The following is an 18877-nucleotide window of genomic DNA, read 5'->3' as shown; positions in this document are numbered from 1 at the left end:
CGGCCGACAAGCCGCGCGAGGCGTGCCTGACGGACCCGATGGAAACCCATATCGACCTGTGGTTCGCCGCGAGCATCGTGGCGATCTCGCTGCTGCTCTCGGCCTTCTTCGCGGGCGCGGAGACGGCCTTCACGGCCGCCTCGCGAGCCCGAATGCACGCCCTGGAGCAGGCGGGCGACCCGCGCGCCGCGATCGTCAACCGCATCCTGGCGATCCGCGAGCGCTTCATCGGCGCGATGCTGATCGGCTACAACATCGTGGCGATCGGCGCCTCGGCCTTCACCACCAGCGTCCTCACGGCGCTGTTCGGCAAGAGCGGCGTCATCTACGCGACCGTCGGCATGTCGGTGCTGGTCATCGTCTTCGCCGAGGTGCTGCCGAAGACGCTGGCGATCTCCAAACCCGACAAGGCCGCCCTGCTCACCGCCCGCCCGGTGGCCTTCGCGGTGGCGCTGATGGGCCCGCTGGCCATCGCCATCGAGCACGTCGTGCGGGTGATGCTGAAACCGTTCGGCGTCACCATCGGCGAGCACCAGTCGATCCTCACCGCCGCCGAGGAGTTGCGCGGGCAGGTGGCGCTGATGCACCGGGAGGGCGGCGTCGCCAAGGCCGAGCGCGACATGCTGGGCGGCCTCCTCGACCTGTCGGACCTGTCGGTCTCCGACGTGATGGTCCACCGCACGAAGATGCGTGCGATCGACGCCGACCAGCCCTCCGAGGACATCGTCCGGGCGGTGCTGGCCTCGCCCTACACCCGCATGCCGCTGTGGCGCGGCACGCCCGAGAACATCGTGGGCGTCCTCCACGCCAAGGACCTGCTGCGGGCGCTCGACGCCGCGGGCGGCGACGCCTCCGGCCTCAAGGTCGAGGCGCTGGCCCTGGAGACGTGGTTCGTGCCGGGCACGACGTCGCTGCGCGCCCAGCTCAAGGCCTTCCTGACCAAGAAGACCCACTTCGCCCTCGTGGTCGACGAGTACGGCGAGGTGATGGGGCTCGTGACCCTGGAGGACATCCTGGAGGAGATCGTCGGCGACATCGCCGACGAGCACGACGTCACCGTCTCGGGCGTGCGCCCGCAGGGGGACGGGTCGGTGAACGTGGACGGCGGCGTGCCGATCCGCGACCTGAACCGGGCCATGGACTGGGACCTGCCCGACGAGGAGGCGACCACCATTGCCGGCCTCGTCATCCACGAGGCGCGGACCATCCCGGACCAGGGCACCGCCTTCAACTTCCACGGCTTCCGCTTCCAGGTGCTGCGGAAGGCCAAGAACCGGATCACCACGCTCCGCATCACGCCGCTGACCGCGGCGGGGCTCCAGGCGGCCGCGCTGCCGGACGCGTCGCGCGACGCGGTGTGACGGCGGCAGGCGACCGCCGCGGCCAGGGTCCGCGCCCGCGCCGCGACGCGCGCGGGGCGGTCCTCAGCCCGGCATCGCCTCCAGCCCCTCGGCGCGGATCCAGTCGCGGGTCCGGTCCAGGGCCCGTCCGAGCCGGTCGAACAGGGCGTCGATCTCGTCCGGCGCGATGATCAGCGGCGGGCAGACGGCGACGCGGTCCCCGGCGAGCGCCCGCACGATCAGCCCCTCGCCCTGCGCGAAGGCGACGCAGCGGGCGGCCACGCCCTTCTTCGGGTCGTACTGCCGCTTGCTGGCCTTGTCGGCGACGATCTCCAGGCCGCCGATCAGCCCGAGGCCGCCGGCCTCGCCCACGATGTCGTGCCCGGCGAGCGCCGCCAGGCGGCGCTGGAACTGCGGCGCCTTCTCGGCCGCGCCCTCGATCACCCGGTCGCGGCGGTAGATCTCGATCGCCTTCAGGGCCACCGCGGCGGCCACCGGGTGCCCGGAATAGGTGGTGCCGTGGCCGAAGGTGCCGATCTTCTCGCTCTGGCCGATCAGCGCCTCGTAGAGCGGTTCGTCGATGCTCACGCCGCCGAGCGGCATGTAGGCCGAGGTCAGGGCCTTGGCGAAGGAGATCGAATCGGGCCGGGCCCCCAGCGCCTCGCTGCCGAACCACGTGCCGAGCCGGCCGAAGCCGCAGATCACCTCGTCGGCGATGAAGCGGACGTCGTACTTGGCCAGCACCGCCTGGATCGCCGCGAAGTACCCCCGCGGCGGCACGATCGCGCCGCCCGCGCCCATCACCGGCTCGGCGATGAAGGCCGCGACCGTCTCCGGCCCCTCGCGCAGGATCGTCTCCTCCAGCTCGGCGGCGAGGCGCGCCGAGTAGGCCTCCTCGGTCTCGCCCGGCTCGGCGCCCCGGTAGTGGTGCGCGGGCGAGACGTGCAGGAAGCCCGGCAGCGGCAGGTCCCAGTCGGCGTGGTTCGCGGCGAGCCCGGTCATCGAGGCGCTCGCGACCGTGACGCCGTGGTAGCCCTTCTGGCGGGCGATGATCTTCTTCTTCTGCGGCCGCCCCAGGGCGTTGTTGTAGTACCAGGTCAGCTTGACCTGCGTGTCGTTGGCCTCCGACCCCGAGGAGGTGAAGAAGATCTTCGAGGTCGGGACCGGCATCAGCTCCTTCAGCGTCTCGGCGAGCTCGATGCCCGGATCGTGGCTGCGGCCGGAGAACAGGTGCGTGAAGGGCATGCGCGCCATCTGCGCCCGGGCCGCCTCCACGAGCTCCGCGTTGGAGTAGCCCAGCGCCGTGCACCACAGGCCGGACATGCCCTCGATGTAGGAGCGTCCCTCGGTGTCGTAGACGTGCACGCCCTCGCCCCGTTCCAGCACCAGCGGGCCGGTCTGTCGGTGCGTCGACAGGTTGGTGTAGGGATGGAGGAGGGTTTCGACGTCGCGGGTCGCGAGGTTCGAGAGCATGGTTCGCAAGGTCCTCGTGCGCGGGTGACCGCCGCCACACTACCGACCCGATGCCCCGTCAGGTAGCCCGGAGGAACCGCGTCCGGCCGTTGCCGGACGCATGCCGCCAGCGCTACTCCAGCACCGCCCCTCGCCGCGCCCGACCGATGCTCAACCCGGAAGCCTACGTCGCCCAACCCGCCCCCGGCCGCGCCTGCGGCGCCTGCACGCTGTGCTGCAAGGTCTACGACGTGCCCGCGGTCGAGAGCGTCGCGGGCCAGTGGTGCCGCCATACGAAGGCCGGCCAGGGCTGCGCCATCCACGCCACCCGCCCGGACCATTGCCGGGCCTTCCACTGCCTCTGGATGACGGAGGGATGGCTCGGCCCGGAATGGAAGCCGGACCGCGCCAAGATGGTGCTGAGCCTCGATCCGCTCACCCGCAACATGAACGTGCAGGTCGATCCCGGACAGGCGAACGCGTGGCGGCGCGAACCCTATTACGGGCAGCTCAGGCGCTGGGCCGTGGCCTCGGTGCCCCTGCGCCGGCACGTGCTGGTCCACGTCAACAAGAGCACCACCGTCATCCTGCCGGACCGCGACGTCAGCCTCGGGATCGTCGGCGCCGACGAGCGCATCGTCACCACCGACCGGATGACGCCCCAGGGCCCGAGCTTCGACGTCCGGAAAGTGCCGGCCTGAACCGGGCGACCGGCCGGACCCGGGGCCGGCTCAGCGCTCGGTGCCGGAATGCCGCCGCATGACCGGGGATTCGACCACCAGGAACGTCATCTGGAACAGGATCAGCCCCGTCTGGTCCGTCACCTCGATCCGCCAATCCTCGCCGAGGGCGACGCGCTGGGCGTCCTGCTTCAGGATGTCGCCGGCGCGCCGGACGGCTTCGAGCCGGGCGGATTGCCAGTCCGGCAGCTCCGTTCCCGCGCCGTCCAGGATCGTGGATCCGTCGTGTATGTTGAAGTGATAGCGCGGCATCCACACGTCCCGGTCGGGTCCAGGCGGGGGATGCGGGTACCCCTCACTCGCGGCCGTGCCGAGTCCCGTCGCCGCGATTGACGGACCCGTTACGCCACGCCCGCCGGCTCGGCCATATACGGGGTTAGAGTCGCGGCCGGGATCGCCGAGCCGCGTCGCGGCGCCGACGCCATGTCGCGACGCGCGAGCCTTGCGCATCCGGCCGGTTTGCCCGAGTGATCGGCCATGACGACCGTTCACGATTTCAGCGTCTCCGCGGCCGACGGAACGCCGTACCCGCTCGCGCAGCATCGCGGTCAGGTGCTGCTCATCGTGAACACGGCCTCCCGCTGCGGTTTCACCCCGCAATACGAGGGGCTCGAGGCGCTCTGGCGCCGGCACCGGGATGCGGGCCTGACGATCCTGGGATTTCCCTGCAACCAGTTCGGCGCGCAGGAGCCGGGCGACGCCGCCGAGATCGCGAGCTTCTGCGCGCTGCGCTACGACGTGAGCTTCCCGGTACTCGCCAAGGTCGCGGTGAACGGGTCGGGCGCCGATCCGCTCTACGCCCATCTCACCCGGGCCCGGACAGGGCTGTTCGGCACGCGGGCGGTCAAGTGGAACTTCACCAAGTTCCTGGTCGGACGCGACGGCCGGGTCATCGCCCGGTTCGCACCCGGGACGAAGCCCGCGGCCCTGGAGGCGAAGATCCAGGCTGCCCTGGCCGAGCCAGCCTGAGCCGCGCCCGCGTCAGACCGCGTCGAGATCCGCGGCCTCGGCGGAGACCGCGCGGCGCGCGTCGATCCGTTCGCGCACGCGCAGCACCGTCCGCAGGGGCACGATCGGGAACGGGCGCACCGACTCGCGCAGGATCCCCGCCAGGAACCGGATCTCGGCAATCTTGCGCAAGGTCAGATCGGGCGCTCCGGCGCCCTGTGCTCGGCGCTCGAGGTCCGAGAGGGCGTCGAACAGCGCGTAGCGCCCGTCGAGATCGCGGGAAAACTGTTTCGACGCAATCAGATTGGCCAGTTCGCCTTCAAAACTGCAACGGACAGGCTGATCGGAACGCATCGTCGACTCGAACACAATGTGCGTCGAACCCTAAAACAGTGTTCGCGCTTTGTCAGCCGCCGACGCGGGGCGGGCGCCGCGAATGCGGGATTGTTGCGCAATTGCATCTGCGCGACCGCGCCGGACCGCGGCCCGGGCTCAGCCGCCGGCCGCGACGAACGCGGCGGCCGCCTCGAACTCCGTCCGGCGCGCCTCGAGGCGGGCCTCCGCCTCGGCGTCGCGCCCCCAGACGGCTGCCTGATAGGTCTCGTCCACGTGGGCCGCGGACCAAGCCTCGGCCGGTGTCAGCCGGCCCTCGAGAACCGCCAGGGCGATCAGCAGGGAGCCGGTCAGCGTCGTCAGGGTGTGCAGGCCCGCCAGCCGGAACGGGTCGGTCACCGCGTTCACCGCAGCGGAGAGCGCCTGGATCGTGTCGGCCGGCTGCGCGACGTGCATGACGCCCTCGCTCAGGATCACCCGCGCACCGAACGCGTCCCGTGCCCAGGCGAGGATCGGATCCCAGGCCTCCGCCTGGGCCGCCACGAGGCGCTCCGGATCCCCGGCGCGGTAGGCCACGAGATCGGTGCCCGCGTAGGCGCAGAGATCCGCCGCGACCTCGGCGAGGCGGGGCGTGACGCCGTCGATCGCCGTGTTGGCCAACCGGGTCAGGGGCATCCGCGCGGGGTCGATCGCCGTGTCCTGGGCCTGCCACTCCGCCGCGACACGCTCGGCCAGGGTCCGGCTGGGGAGACGCAGCGGGTTGCGGGCCGGCGTGTTGGCCGGACGTCCGTCAAGGGTCAGCCGGAACCCGTCGGCATCCTCGGAGAAGCCGGCTTCCTTGTAGAAGCGGTGGGGCAGGGCCGGCTTGGCGTGGCCGCGGGCGGCCCGGACCGGATCGGGCCTGTCACCGGCGCTCGGTTGCCCGAGCCAGTCTGTCGTCTGATCGCTCATGGAGGCGAGATAGGCGCTTCCGGCCCCGCGCGCGAGCCTCCCGCGATCAGGAGCCGGTCGCGAGCCCCTCGAGGAGCAGCGCCTCCAGCGCGGCGGCACTCGGGACCACCGTCACGGCCCCGGCCCCGTAGAGCGCGTCCGGCGGATGGTAGCCCCAGGCGACCCCGACGGCCGTTGCACCGGCCGCCACGCCCATGGCGATGTCGAAGGTGGTGTCGCCGACCATCACGGTGGCCTCGGGCTCGCAGCCGGCCTCGCGGATCGCCTGCTGCAGCATGGTCGGATCCGGCTTCGACGGCGCGTCGTCGGCGCTCTGGGTCGTGGCGAACCAGTCCGCCCAGCCGTAATGCGCGATCAGCCGGTCGACACCGCGCCGCGACTTCCCGGTGGCGAGGCCGATCAGCACGTCGGAGCGCCCGTGCAGCCGGGTCAGCAGGTCGGCCATGCCGGGGAACAGGGGCTCCTCGTGGGCGGGGTCGAGCCGCAGGCGGTTGTAGGCCTGCTTGTAGCTCTCCGAGAGTTCCGCGACCGGGCCGTCCTCGCCGACGAGGCGCCGGAAGGCCTGCGGCAGCGACAGGCCGACCACCGAAAGGGCCTCCCGCCGCCCGGGCGCCGGCAGACCGTTCTCCGCGAACGCCACCTCCTGGGCCGCCACGATCAGGTGCTGGCTGTCGACGAGGGTGCCGTCGACGTCGAAGACGACGAGCCTCATCGCGACCGACGCGCCGGAAGTCGCGCCGGAAGTCGCGCCGCGAGCCGCCCCGACGGCACGGGTGAAAGGAGGCGGGTCCCCGTCACGGCTTCCGGCCCGGCTGGGCCGGCGCGGCCGCGGCGGGCTGGCCGCCGGGGATCCGGGTCCGCTCGTAGCCGAGCCGGCACCGGATCAGGAAGCGCCGGCGCTTGCCGCCGCGCAACCCGCGCTGATGCGAGGCGCGGTTGCAGGCCGCGTAGGAGCGCCGCCGGCGCTCCGCGCGGGCACTGTTGGCGGTGCGCGGGGCGGCCTGCGCGGGCGCCGCGCCCGGGGCGGGCGCCGGGGCCGGATGCGGGGTCGCCGTCTCGGGGGGGTGGGTGCCGTTCGCCGTCGGCGCCGCCCTGGTCGTCTCGCCCGGCGCGGCATGCGCGATCGGCCCGGTGAGGCACAGGGCGGCGAGGCAGGCCAGCATCGCGAGCTTCATGTGTCAGGGTCTCGAACCGCCGGGAACAGGCCCCGCGGCGGATCGGCGGGGCGCGGGGCAGCATATGAGGCGGCGCGGCCGGTTGCCAAGGCATGCGCCGTGCGGGACGCCCGGACCGCACCCGACTTTCACCGGAGATGCCGCGGCCCTGACGGGCGCTCGCGTGACGGTTATCTGGGGGGACGGCAAGGGTGATCCGGCGATGAACCTCGTGCTGCTGCCCGGCTTCATGACCGATGCCGACCTCTGGTCGGACGTGGTCGCGCGCCTCGCCGAGGTGGGTCCGATCACGCACGGCGACCTCGCGCGGGACGCCGCCATCGCCGACATGGCGCGCCGCGTCGTCGCGGAGGCGCCGCCGCGCTTCGGGCTCGTCGGCTTCTCCATGGGCGGCTACGTCGCCCGCGCGGTCGCCCGGCTCGTGCCGGACCGAATGGAGGCGCTGGTCCTCGTCGCCACCTCGTCGCGGGCCGACACGCCGGCCCAGGCGCGCCGGAAGGCCGCCGCGGTCGCCCATATCCGCCAGCAGGGCTACCGGGGCCTCAGCCGGTCGGCGATCCTCCAGTCGGTGCACCCGGACCGCGCCGGCGACGGCGCCCTCCTGAGCCGGATCCGGCAGATGGGCGACCGGCTCGGCGGAGAGGTCTTCCTGCGCCAGGCCGGGCAGGCGCGCGAATCCGATGGCGACCGCCTCGGCGCGATCGGCTGCCCGACCCTGGTCGTGGCGGCGGCCCAGGACGCCCTGCGCAGCCTCGACGAGGCGCGGGAGCTCCGCGACGGCATCCCGGGCGCGACGCTGAGGGTGATCGACGGGTCGGGCCACATGCTGCCGCTCGAGGCCCCGGACGCGCTGGCGGACGCGATCGTGCCCTGGCTGCGGGCTCAGGCCTCCGGAGCCTCGACGATCGGGTCGTAGCGGGCGGCGTCGAAGCCCAGGAGGTTCCAGCTCTGCGCCATGTGGGGCGGGAGCGGCGCGCTCACGTCGACCGGCTTGCCGGTCCGCGGGTGCGGGATGACGATCCGCCGGGCGAGCAGGTGGAGGCGGTTCTGGATGCCGCCCGGCAGCTCCCAGTTCTCGACGGAGAAGTATTTCGGGTCGCCCACGATCGGGTGGCCGATATGGGCAGCGTGGGCGCGCAGCTGGTGCGTGCGGCCGGTGACCGGCTTGAACGACAGCCAGGACAGCTTCTGGGCCGCCTGATCGACCATCGCGTAGTAGGTCAGCGCGTGGCTCGCGCCCTCGTCGCCGTGCTTGGCGACCCGCATCCGCGCGTCTGCGTCGGTGGGCTCCTCCTTGGCGAGGTAGGTCGAGACGCGCCCCTGCCGGACCCGCGGCACGCCCGCGGTGAGCGCCCAGTAGATCTTCCGCGCCGCCCGGGACCGGAAGCTCTTGGCCAGCGTCGCGGCGGCGAGCCGGGTCTTGGCGATGATCAGGCACCCGGCCGTGTCCTTGTCCAGCCGGTGGACGAGGCGCGGCTTCTGGCCGTCCGGACCCGTGAGGGCGGCGAGCAGGCCGTCCACGTGCCGGACCGTCCCCGAACCGCCCTGGACCGCGAGGCCGAAGGGCTTGTTGAGGATCATCATGTCGGCATCCTCGTAGAGGATCAGCGACCGGATGAAGGCGGCGTCGTCCTGCTCGCGGGCGGCGCTGCGCGGCCGCTCGGTGGGCTGGTCGAGGCGCAGCGGCGGCATGCGCACGCTCATGCCCGGCTCCAGCCGGTCGTTCGGCTTGGCGCGCTTGCCGTCGACCCGCAACTCGCCCTTGCGGACGATGGTCTGCACGCGGGTGAAGGGCAGGAGCGGGAAGCGGGCGGTGAGGAAGCGGTCGATCCGCATCCCGGCCTCGTCCGGCTCGACGGTCAGGGTCTGCACGCCGGAGGCGAGGGTCGCGGAGGCGGCGGCGCGCTGCTCGCGCCGGGTCGGACCGGGCGCGGGGGCAGAGGCGAGGGCCGGGGAGGGGGCCGCCGAGCGCTTGGCCGGCGGCCGGCCGCCGGGCTTGCCCGCCGCGGCGTCGCGCGGTGCGGCGGCGTCGCGGCGCGGCTTCGGCGGCCGGGCCGGCGCCGGGGCCGCAGCGGCCTGCGCGCCCCAGGGATCGCGGGTGCCGGCATCCTCGCCGCGGTTGCGGGCCGCGCGCTCGGCGGCGTCGCGGGCGCTGGTGCGCGGGCCCGTGCGGGCGCGGCCGTCGGCCTGGGCCTTGCCGCCCCTGAACTTGCTGGCGCTGGACTTGCCGGCCTGAGGCTTGCGCCCCGTCGGCCCGCCGCTTCTGGGAGGTCGTATCGTCATGCTTCCGCCGGCACCCGTCTCCGCGTCGGACGGAGCGTCCGGGCGCATGGGCCGCGGCGTCGCGGACGTCCGGACCGATGGGATTGCCCGGCTGTAGCATCGCCCGCGCCGAGCGGCAAAGGCGGTGGGCCGGCCCGGTCCGTCAGGGCTCCGCGCGCCAGGCGTCGCGGAGGCGGGCCTTCAGGCCGGCGGGGAAGAGGTCGGGACCGCCCGGCACGTCGAGCCCGTCCAGATCGCACCACCGCGCCACGCAGGCGGTGCCGGAATCCTCGTGGAAGACGAAGCGCTCCTGCCCGTCGAACCGCCCCGGCGGCAGGGCGACGGGGAACAGGAACAGCACCTCGTGCCCGACCTGCCCCTCGTGCGTGAAGATGTTCTCCACGACGCGGGGGGCCGCCGAGCACCGAGACGGTGACGCCGAGCTCCTCCCGGAACTCCCGGATCAGGGCGTCCTCGACCCGCTCGCCGAACGCGACGCTGCCGCCGAGCGGCCGGACGCCTTTCAGCCGCCCGTCATCCGCGCGGACCTCGGCCACGAGCAGGCTGTTGCCGCGCCGGGGCAGACCCAGCGCCTTCACGCGAATCTCCGCAGGGGGCCGCCAGACCGTCATCCCGCAGGTGCTAGCCCGTCGTCGGCGAGGCCGCAACGGACCGGCGCACAGCGCGCCGATCCACGGCAACAACCGGACACACGGTTGACGCCCGCCCCCGCTACGGCCAAGCTGTGTTCGACGGTTCCCCTCGGGGATCAAAAGGGAACGCGGTGAGGGGTTCGCCCCGAAGCCGCGGCTGCCCCCGCAACTGTAAGCGGCGAGCCCTTCACCACCACGTCACTGGGTCACCCCGGGAAGACGGTGCGAGGGCGGCGACCCGCGAGCCAGGAGACCTGCCGTCAGCCGTGGTCACACGCGAAACGCGCCGGGCGGGGTGTCCTGGCGGGTGTCGAGGCGCCGCCAGTCCCGAGGGGAGGCGGCCGCCGAGGCCTCGTTCGCGGTGACGTGCCACAGCAAGCGCGCCCGCGACGCCGTTCCCCATGCCCGTCTCCGCCGTCTCGAACCCCTCGAGCCCTGTCGCAGGACGCCGTCGCGCGCCCGCACGGGCAGAGGCTACCGGACAGCGAGCGCATTGTAATGTTATTACAATGCTTGTAGGACGCGGGGGCCGGCGCGCGCCGTGCACGGACCGCTTTCCCCATGTCTCCATCGACCCATCGCTCCCGCCCCGGCGGGCGGGCCCCGCTCTGCGGCGTTCTCCTCGCGCTCCTCGCCAGTCCGACCGCTGCCCAGGAGGCGGTCACGCTGGATGAGCTGTCCGTCGCCGGCGCGGGCGGCGACCCGAGCCGCCTGCCGCCGAATGGCCTCAACCTGCGCACCCCCGACCGGACCGCGAGCCGCCTCGGCCTGACGCCGCTGGAGACGCCGGCCAGCCTCGACATCGTGTCGGGCGAGACCGCGCGGCTGCGCGGCCAGGACACGATCGCCGAGGCCGTGACTCAGGACGCGACCGGCATCACCACCATCGCGGCGCCCGGCAACGGCAACGGCGCGTTCACGTCCCGCGGCTTCGCCGGCCCGAACTCGATCCAGCAGCTCTACGACGGCACCCGCTTCTACGTCGGCGCCAACACCGTGACCTTCCCGTTCGACACGTGGAACGTCGAGCGGATCGAGGTGCTGCGCGGGCCGTCCTCGGTGCTCTACGGCGACGGCGCCATCGGCGGCGTCATCAACGTGGTGCCCAAGAAGCCGGTCTTCGTGCCGATCAACGCCGCCCGCGCGGTGATCGGCACCGACGGGGTCGCGCGGCTCGCCCTCGATTCCGGCGGCCCGCTGGGCCAGGCTGAGTACGGCGACACCTTCGCGTACCGCCTCAACGTCAGCGGCAACCGCGCCGACGGCTGGATGCGGCCGGAGGGCGATTTCCGCAACCTCGCGGTCTCCGCCGCCCTGCTGTTCCGGCCGAGCGCCGACCTCGCCTTCACCCTGAGCCACGATCTCGGCTACCAGGAGCCCGCCCGCTACTGGGGCACCCCGCTGGTCGAGGGACGGATCCCGGATCTCATCCGGTTCAACAACTACAACGTCCGCGACGCGAAGATCACCTGGGCCGACAACTGGACCCAGCTCAAGACCGAGTGGTCCCCCTCGGCCGACATCACGATCCGCAACACCGCCTACCGGCTGACCAGCCGGCGCCACTGGCTCGACGTCGAGCAGTACAGCTACAACCGCGGCACCGGGCTCGTGGACCGGGGCGACTACCTGGAGATCTACCACAGCCAGGAGCAGGTCGGAGACCGCCTCGACGCGACGTTCCGGGGCAGCCTGTTCGGGCTGCCGAACCAGTTCGTGGCCGGCTTCGACGTGAATCACATCGACTTCCGCCACACCAACAACTTCTACTTCGACCAGACCACGAGCGTGCCGCTCACCGGCTACGATCCGGGCCTGTTCCCACAGAACGGCCGGGCGCGCCCGGCCTACGCGACACAGACGAGCCAGGCCTCGGTCTTCGCCGAGGACCGGGTGATCCTGTCGGAGAAGCTGTCGTTCCTCACCGGCGTGCGCCTCGACGTGCCGACGCTGAACCGCGAGGACCTGCAGACGGGATCGCGGTTCGAGAAGACCTATCGGGCGCTCGGCTACCGGTTCGGCCTCGTCTACAACCCGACGCCGGACAGCGCGCTCTACGCCCAGTACAGCTTCGCCACAGACCCGGTGAACAGCCTGATCACGCTGTCGCAGTCGCTGGCGGGCTTCAAGCTCGCGACCGGCGATCAGGTCGAGATCGGCGCCAAGGGTCTGGCCTTCGACGGCGCCCTCGAATGGACCGTCGCGGGCTACCGGATCGTCAAGGACAACCTGATCTCGGCGATCCCCGGCCAGCCGACGCTGTCCACGCAGGTGGGGAGCCAGTCCTCGCAGGGCTTCGAGCTGGCGCTCGGCTGGCGCTTCGCGCCGGGCTGGCGGCTCGACGGCAACCTCGCGCTCCTCCACGCGCAGTACGACCGGTTCGACCAGACGGTGAACGGCGCCACCGTCTCGTATGCCGGCAACCAGCCGATCGACGTGCCCGAGCGCGTGGCCAACCTCTGGCTGACCTGGGACGTCACCCGCGACTGGACCGCGCGGGTCGGACTGCAGAACGTCGGGCAGGTCTACAGCGACTTCGGCAACACGGCGCGGCGCCCCGCCTACAACCTCGTCAACGCGGTCCTGGACCATCAGGTGACGGCGGATTCGCGCCTGTCCGTGCGGGTCTACAACCTGTTCGACAAGGTCTACGCGATCTCCGGCAACGCCGTGAACGGGGTCGGCACCAACTGGCTGCTCGGGCGCCCGCGCTCGGTCGAGGTCGCCTACACGGTGACGTGGTGAGCCTGCCGCGCCGGCTCGGCAAGGCGGGACGGCGCTGGCTGCTCCTGTTCCACCGCTGGGCCGGGATCGCCGCGGGGCTGTTCTTCGCGCTGTGGATCAGCTCCGGGCTGGTGATGCTCTACGTGCCGTTCCCGGCTCTCACCGAGGCCGAGCGGCTGTCGCGGCTCGCCCCGATCGCCTGGGATCAGGTCGCGGTCGCGCCGGACGCGGCGCTGCGGGCCGGCGGGCTCGCCGGCGTGCCGGCCGCCTTCGGCCTGGAGATGCGGGGCGACGAGCCGGTCTACCGGATCGCCGGCCACGACGGCGCCCGGGTGACGGTCTCGGCACGGACCAGCGCGCGGCTCGGCCCGCTGACACCCGCAGACGCGCTGCGTGTCGCGGCCGGTGGTGCTCCGGCTGCGCAGGCCGAGCAGGTCGCGCGCGACCAGTGGACCGTCACGGCCCGCTACGACCCGCTCCGGCCCTTCCTGAAGGTGGCCCTCGGCGACGCCGCGGGGACCGAGCTCTACGTGTCTGCGGTGACCGGCGAGATCGCCCTCGACACGACACGCTTCGAGCGGGGCTGGAACTGGGTGGGTTCGGTGGCGCACTGGATCTACCTCACGCCGCTGCGGGCCCGGCCGGAGCTGTGGCGGACGATCCTGTTGTGGCTCTCCGGTTTCGCCGCCCTCGGCGCGCTGAGTGGAGGCGCGATCGGGATCTGGCGCCTGCGCCTTCGGCGGCGCTACGCGGCCGGGGCGGTCACGCCCTATCGCGGGCTGGCGCGCTGGCACCACCTGCTCGGCCTCGCGGGGGGCCTCGGCTTGAGCACGTTCATCGTCAGCGGCTGGATCTCCATGAACCCGAACCGCTGGTTCAGCGCGACCAGCCCGCCGGTAGCGCTGCGCGCCGCCTATGCCGGAACCCCGCCGGCGCTCGGCCTCGATCCGCACCGGCTCCGCGATGGCGCCGTGCCGGATACGCGCACCCTGCGCTTCGCCGCCATCGGCGGACGCTGGTGGATCGTCGCCGAGACGGCGGACGGCCTCCGGACGGTCGCAGCGGACGGCGCGACCGCCCTCGACGCGCGCAGCATCGCGACGGCCGCGGCCGACGGTTTCGCGGACGGTCCCCTCCGGTCGATCCGCCCGTTATACGCCTACGACGCCTACTGGTATCCCCACGGGGCCGACCCACGGCCGCTTCCGGTGCTGCGCCTGCGCTTCGGCGACGCGGCCGCCACGTGGCTCCACGTCGATCCCCGGGACGGCACGATCCTCCAGCGCCTGGACCGCTCGGGCCGGATCAACCGCTGGCTGTTCGACGCCGCGCACCGGCTCGACCTGCCGGGGCTCACCGGCAACCGCCCCCTGCACGATACGGCCCAGTGGGTCCTGAATCTCCTGGCGGCGGGCATCGCGGTCACCGGGATCGTGGCGGGCTGGCGCAGGCTGCGTCGGATGCTGTCCGCCTGAGGTCGGTTTCAGCGTGTGCTGTCGAGCGGTCGAGATCGGCCCGGCGGTGGCTTCCGATCCGGTCGTGCTGCGCATCAGGACGACAGACCGGAGGCGGACGCAAATACCTCCACGTCCGGCCTGTGCGCCTGTCGGTATTCACGGGGGCTCACGTCGTAGCGATCCTTGAAGCGGCGCGCGAAATGCGCCTGGCTGCTGAAGCCACAGCCATAAGCCAACAGGCCGATCGATAGGGTGGCGCAGGCCGGGTCGGTCAGGCGCTTGGCTGCCACCTCCAGTCGGCGTCCCCAGATGTAGTCGGAGATGTGCCGGCCGCGCTCATGAAACAGCTCCTGCAGCCGCCGCAACGACACGCCCATCGCGGCGGCGAGCCGGGGCGGGTCCAGGTTCGGATCGCTCAGGTTCGCCTCGACATAGGCTTTGGCGCGCTGGACCGTGACGTTGCCATGGATGGAACGCGGCGCCTCCTGCGCCATCCGTTCGGCGAGGCTCGCCACGATCAGGTCGACGCCGATCGATGCCATGCGCTCGGCCGCGTCAGGAGTGAGGCGATCGCTGACCCGGACGAGTTCCTGAAGGTACGAGCCCGTCAGGGTCGTCGAGGCGAGGTCCGCTGCGGCCGTGAGCGCGGTGTAGAGTCGGGACGGGCCCAGAACGGTCTCGAAACGCTGGCGCGGCAGATCGATGACCAAGGAGTCGCCGGTCTCCGCCTCCATCACGGATGAACTCGAGTCGAGCAAGATGAGGTCGCCCGGCTTGGTCTTCGCCTCCCGGTCAAGCTGCTGGATTGTGTCCCGTCCGGACAGCTTCAGGAGCACGAAAACCCGATCGGGGTTCCCGCGGCGTCGCGCTTCGGCGTCCGTGATTCTGGTCCGCACGGTTGTGTGCCAGAAATGCGAGATCGGCATCGCGCCGATACACGTCACGTCCAGCCGTCCCTGGAACGGGAGACCGTCCGGCGTCTCGATCTCGGCAGGCACGAGCCGCTCGCAGACCAGTTCCCGCCATTGGCGGACCGCGTTTCTGGGATGAATCCCGTCTGTCGAGAAAAACGGTTGCATCCGCCGCCTGGGCACCCCTGTCGCCACCCAGTGGCGAAGATCGGGAACCCAGGCAGTTATTGTATATAATCTACTTTCACAACAGGCAGACGGGGGACCAGGGGCGGAGCAGCGGCGCCCGGCCAAACAGCGCCGTCCGGAAGCGGACCGGCGATGATCCATCCCTCTCGAGCATCATCACGATCACGCGGCCTGATGTCCGACCCTAGAACCGCGCCGTCAGGAACAGCCGCACGTTCCGCCCCGGCAGCAGGATCTCGTCCTTCTTGAACGAGGTCGAATTGCGGATATCGTCGTTCAGGAGGTTGCGGCCCTGGAGGCCGAGGGTGATCGCGCTCGCCCCGTAGACCGCAGGATCGACGGCCTTGGTGTAGCTCAGTTCGGCGCGCAGGTCGTCGTAGCCGGGGGTCGGCGTCTCGTACACGGCCGTGGCGTCGTGGCTGAAGGCGTGGAGCAGGTTCACCCGCGCGAACCACCCGTCGGCCCGCAGGTAGACGCCGCCGCCGAGCCGGTAGGGCGGGATGCGCGGCACGTTCGCGCCGTTGTCGAACTGGGCGCGGACGAAGTCGAACTGCGCCTCGACGCCGGCGAAGCCGTTGCCCACCGGCACGAGGTCGTACTGGCCGATGATCTCGGCGCCGTAGAAGGTCGCGTTCTGCTGCTGGTAGACGATCTGCCGGTTGTCGGTGCCGACGCCGCAGGACGCGAAGTCGTCGTCGCAGGTCAGGCCCGTGTAGTTCCGGTAGATAAAGCCGGTGTAGCGGGTGAAGTAGCCGGTGGCGTCCAGGCGGAAGGGCCCCTCGGCCCGCCGGATGCTGGCCTCGACAGTCCGGGCGCGCTCCTTCTTGAGGTTCGGGTTGCCGATCTCGAAGGTCGCGGTGGCGTCGTGCGGTCCCTGCGAGAACAGCTCGTAGCCCGTGGGACCGCGCTCGACGTAGGAGCCGGTGAGGCTCGCCACGAAGCCGTAGGGTAGGTCCTGCAGGGCGCCGATGCTGGCACTCTTCGGGGCGAAGCGCCGGGTGCGCGCGTACTGGAACGGCTCCTGTCCGTCGACCGGCACGTAGTCGGCGGGGAACTGCGCCGCCGTGCTCGAGAGCCGGTCGACCTCGTAGCGCCCGGCCGCCTGCAGCCGCGTGCCCGGGCGCAGTTCCAGCTCCTCGAAGAGGTAGACCGCGTTCGCGCGCGACTCCGTCTTCGGCAGGAACGATTCGAGCTGCGTGTTGATCACGCGCCGGTCCGACTGGAAGCCCAGAGCGCCGGTGAGCCTGCCGAACTCGGTGATGACCGGGACGTGCTGGAGTTCCAGGCGTCCCTCGGCCTCGCGGTTCTTGAAGATCGCCTGGACGCCCTCGATCCCGTCGTCGCCGATCCCGACCTCGTTGTGGCGGTAGACCGAGTAGCCCGCCCAGTAGCGGATCACCTCGAAGGGCCCGTCGAGCGGACGGTACTCGCCCCGCGACAGGACCCGGTCCTGGTTCGGGGTCAGGCGGGTCCGGTCCTGCTCGGCGACGCCGCCGGGGATCGCGTAGACCGCGTCGTAGTGGCTGAAGGAGATGCCCACGAAGCCGCGGTCGCCGATCGCCGAGATGCCGACCGCGCCGCCCTGCGACTCGTTGTACGAGTTGCGCTGGATCCCGCCGGGGATCGCGTAGCTGTCGTTGGCGGTCTTGAAGCCGTCGGCGTGGACCGCGATGCCGTCGCCGCCGGCGTCCACCGTGGCGGCCCCGAGCCGGCCGTTATCCACGCTGGAGAAGCCGCTGGTGACCTGCCCCTGCACCCCGTTCGCCGGGATGAAGGTCGGGACCCGGTTGTTGTCGGCCGAGACGACGCCGCCGATGGCCCCCGAGCCGTAGCGCAGGGTCGCGGGACCGCGGATCACCTCGATCCGGTCGGAGACCAGCGGGTTCACCGGTACGGCGTGGTCCTCGCCGAGGTCGGACACGCCGCCGTTGACGATGCCGTTCTCCTGGATCCGCACCCGGGCATTGTCGAGGCCGCGGATGATCGGTCGCGAGGCCGCACCCGGCGCGTAGGTCGTGCCCGAGATGCCCGGCCGGTCGAACAGGGCGTCGCCCAGGGTCCGGGGCTGGTCGCGCGCGATCTGGTCCTGGGTCACCACCGTCACCGGTGAGAACGTGTTGGTCGCCACCGGCAGGACGCCGATCGGCACCGCCGCATCCGCCGCGACCGCGCCGCGCGACGGCTGGATCGGGCTCGGGCTGGTGACGCTGATCTCGTCGAGGGCGACGGCCTGCTGCGCCCGCGCGGCGGAGGGCGTGAGGAGGCCGGCGCAGACGGTCGAGGACAGGACCGTGCTGGCGAGGAAGCCGAAGCGGCGCGAGGGAAGCATCGAGACTCACACAGTGTTATATCATTTCATTGTTGCGGCTCGTCGGATCAGTGCAAGCGTTAATCCCGCGCCCGTCGGACACGGTCGAGAAACGTTACATCGTTGCAACAGCCGCCCAGGTGGCGCTTCGGCGAGATCCCTCGATGCGGATTGACTTTGAAACGTTATAACATTTTGATGCCGTCATGACCCAGCGCGACACCCGCCTTCCCGTCACCGTCCTGTCCGGCTTCCTCGGGGCCGGGAAGACGACCCTGCTCAATCACGTGCTCAACAATCGCGACGGCCGCCGCGTCGCGGTCATCGTGAACGACATGAGCGAGGTGAACATCGACGCCGATCTGGTCCGCGCCGGGGGCGCCGACCTGTCCCGGACCGACGAGACCCTGGTCGAGATGACCAACGGCTGCATCTGCTGCACCCTGCGCGACGACCTGCTCGCCGAGGTCCGGCGGCTGTCGGAGACGGGGCGGTTCGACTACCTGCTGATCGAGGGAACCGGCATCGCCGAGCCGTTGCCGGTCGCCTCGACCTTCTCGTTCCGCGACGAGGCCGGCCGGTCGCTCTCGGATCTCGCCCGCCTCGACACGATGGTGACCGTGGTCGACGCGGTGAATCTGCTGAAGGATTACGGCTCGGCCGCCTTCCTGCGCGAGCGCGGCGAGACGGCGGGCGCCGAGGACACGCGCACGCTCGTGGACCTGCTCGTGGAGCAGATCGAGTTCGCCGACGTGGTGGTCATCAACAAGGCGCGCGACGTGCCGGCCGAGCACCTCGCGCTGGTGCGCTCCGTCGTGCGCGGCCTGAACGCCGATGCCCGCATCCTCGAGACCGATCACGGGCGCGCGCCGCTCGCCGAGATCCTCGACACCGGCCTCTTCGACGAGGAGAAGGCGCAGCAGCACCCGCTCTGGTTCAAGGAACTCTACGGCGCCCACGCGCACGTGCCGGAGACCGAGGAGTACGGCATCGCCTCCTTCGTCTACCGGGCCCGGCGGCCCTTCGACCCGGAGCGCTTCAACGCCTTCGTCAACGCTACGTGGCCGGGCCTGATCCGCGCGAAGGGCCACTTCTGGCTCGCGACCCGGCCGGACTGGGTCGGCGAGTTCTCCCTGGCGGGCGCCGTGGCCCGGGTCTCGGCGATGGGATTCTGGTGGTCGGCCGTGCCGCGGCGGCGCTGGCCGGAGGCGCCCGAGTTCCAGGCGCGGCTCCGGGACGTCTGGAGCGAGGTCTGGGGCGACCGGCGCCAGGAGCTGGTCTTCATCGGCACCGACATGGACGCCGCGGCGCTCACGGCAGCGCTGGACGCCTGCCTGATCGAGACCGGCGCGGACCGGGCGCCGTTCGATCCCGCGCCCTATCGCGGCCTGCCGGATCCGTTCCCGGCCTGGCGCCGCGCGGCCTGAGGGCGAC

Annotated in this window: 16 protein-coding genes, 1 pseudogene and 1 riboswitch; of the genes and pseudogenes, 7 read left to right on the top strand and 10 right to left on the bottom strand. The window is 71.8% G+C overall.

What is annotated here, in order from left to right; translation table 11 throughout:
- Positions 1 to 38: 38 nt before the first annotated feature.
- The gene (locus BM419_RS03040) at positions 39 to 1361 is read left to right on the top strand and encodes an HlyC/CorC family transporter (RefSeq protein ID WP_020093653.1); all 1323 of its coding nucleotides are present in this window, start codon (positions 39 to 41) and stop codon (positions 1359 to 1361) included.
- Positions 1362 to 1424: 63 nt separating this feature from the next.
- On the opposite strand, the gene BM419_RS03035 is transcribed toward BM419_RS03040, so the two are convergent.
- Positions 1425 to 2813, bottom strand: coding sequence for an aminotransferase (locus tag BM419_RS03035; RefSeq protein WP_091681337.1), 1389 nt, complete (start codon positions 2811 to 2813; stop codon positions 1425 to 1427).
- 146 nt (positions 2814 to 2959) lie between these two features.
- On the opposite strand from BM419_RS03035, the gene BM419_RS03030 reads away from it, so the two are divergent.
- Positions 2960 to 3493, top strand: coding sequence for a hypothetical protein (locus tag BM419_RS03030; RefSeq protein WP_042671766.1), 534 nt, complete (start codon positions 2960 to 2962; stop codon positions 3491 to 3493).
- Between the two features lie 30 nt (positions 3494 to 3523).
- On the opposite strand, the gene BM419_RS03025 is transcribed toward BM419_RS03030, so the two are convergent.
- Entirely contained in the window at positions 3524 to 3784 is a 261-nt protein-coding gene (locus BM419_RS03025) for a DUF6894 family protein (protein ID WP_091924892.1), read from the bottom strand.
- Between the two features lie 225 nt (positions 3785 to 4009).
- Between BM419_RS03025 and BM419_RS03020 the strand changes: the two genes are divergently transcribed.
- Positions 4010 to 4501, top strand: a complete 492-nt coding sequence (locus BM419_RS03020; protein WP_091681331.1) for a glutathione peroxidase — start codon at positions 4010 to 4012, stop codon at positions 4499 to 4501.
- Positions 4502 to 4513: 12 nt separating this feature from the next.
- Here BM419_RS03020 and BM419_RS31860 read toward each other — a convergent pair whose 3' ends face one another.
- The 4 genes from BM419_RS31860 to BM419_RS03005 form a co-directional block, all read right to left on the bottom strand.
- A complete protein-coding gene (locus BM419_RS31860) occupies positions 4514 to 4834 on the bottom strand; it encodes a hypothetical protein (RefSeq protein ID WP_139257046.1) in 321 nt (106 codons plus the stop codon).
- A 138-nt stretch (positions 4835 to 4972) separates the two neighbouring features.
- Positions 4973 to 5764 carry an ATP12 family chaperone protein gene (locus BM419_RS03015; RefSeq protein ID WP_091924889.1) on the bottom strand — a complete coding sequence of 264 codons (792 nt, stop codon included), beginning with the start codon at positions 5762 to 5764 and terminating at the stop codon, positions 4973 to 4975.
- A 46-nt stretch (positions 5765 to 5810) separates the two neighbouring features.
- Entirely contained in the window at positions 5811 to 6476 is a 666-nt protein-coding gene (locus BM419_RS03010; protein WP_020093660.1) for an HAD-IA family hydrolase, read from the bottom strand.
- An 82-nt stretch (positions 6477 to 6558) separates the two neighbouring features.
- On the bottom strand, positions 6559 to 6939 hold the full coding sequence (locus BM419_RS03005) for a hypothetical protein (RefSeq protein ID WP_020093661.1): 381 nt from the start codon (positions 6937 to 6939) through the stop codon (positions 6559 to 6561).
- A 202-nt stretch (positions 6940 to 7141) separates the two neighbouring features.
- On the opposite strand from BM419_RS03005, the gene BM419_RS03000 reads away from it, so the two are divergent.
- Positions 7142 to 7855, top strand: coding sequence for an alpha/beta fold hydrolase (locus BM419_RS03000; protein ID WP_091924886.1), 714 nt, complete (start codon positions 7142 to 7144; stop codon positions 7853 to 7855).
- Here BM419_RS03000 and BM419_RS02995 read toward each other — a convergent pair.
- Positions 7822 to 9222: an RluA family pseudouridine synthase gene (locus BM419_RS02995; RefSeq protein ID WP_091925000.1), complete on the bottom strand. Its 1401-nt coding sequence runs from the start codon at positions 9220 to 9222 to the stop codon at positions 7822 to 7824. The genes BM419_RS03000 and BM419_RS02995 overlap by 34 nt on opposite strands.
- Positions 9223 to 9364: 142 nt before the next feature.
- Positions 9365 to 9833, bottom strand: a pseudogene (locus BM419_RS02990) (NUDIX domain-containing protein).
- A 104-nt stretch (positions 9834 to 9937) separates the two neighbouring features.
- A riboswitch (cobalamin riboswitch) is annotated at positions 9938 to 10131 on the top strand.
- Positions 10132 to 10415: 284 nt separating this feature from the next.
- On the opposite strand from BM419_RS02990, the gene BM419_RS02985 reads away from it, so the two are divergent.
- Both BM419_RS02985 and BM419_RS02980 read left to right on the top strand, forming a co-directional pair.
- Positions 10416 to 12599 carry a TonB-dependent receptor gene (locus BM419_RS02985; protein ID WP_091924883.1) on the top strand — a complete coding sequence of 728 codons (2184 nt, stop codon included), beginning with the start codon at positions 10416 to 10418 and terminating at the stop codon, positions 12597 to 12599.
- Positions 12593 to 14053, top strand: coding sequence for a peptidase (locus BM419_RS02980; protein WP_091924880.1), 1461 nt, complete (start codon positions 12593 to 12595; stop codon positions 14051 to 14053). Before BM419_RS02985 ends, BM419_RS02980 begins: the two co-directional genes overlap by 7 nt.
- A gap of 74 nt (positions 14054 to 14127) precedes the next feature.
- Here BM419_RS02980 and BM419_RS02975 read toward each other — a convergent pair whose 3' ends face one another.
- Positions 14128 to 15114: a helix-turn-helix domain-containing protein gene (locus BM419_RS02975; protein WP_091924998.1), complete on the bottom strand. Its 987-nt coding sequence runs from the start codon at positions 15112 to 15114 to the stop codon at positions 14128 to 14130.
- A 205-nt stretch (positions 15115 to 15319) separates the two neighbouring features.
- Complete coding sequence (locus tag BM419_RS02970; RefSeq protein ID WP_170868143.1) at positions 15320 to 17464, bottom strand: TonB-dependent receptor; 2145 nt, start codon at positions 17462 to 17464, stop codon at positions 15320 to 15322.
- Positions 17465 to 17649: 185 nt separating this feature from the next.
- On the opposite strand from BM419_RS02970, the gene zigA reads away from it, so the two are divergent.
- Entirely contained in the window at positions 17650 to 18870 is a 1221-nt protein-coding gene (gene zigA / locus BM419_RS02965) for a zinc metallochaperone GTPase ZigA (RefSeq protein ID WP_091924877.1), read from the top strand.
- Positions 18871 to 18877: the final 7 nt, after the last annotated feature.

The organism is Methylobacterium sp. yr668 (genome assembly GCF_900116245.1).
Taxonomy (GTDB): Bacteria; Pseudomonadota; Alphaproteobacteria; order Rhizobiales; family Beijerinckiaceae; genus Methylobacterium.
Note: the sequence above shows the minus strand (reverse complement) of the source record. Positions and strands in the feature narration are given on the sequence as shown.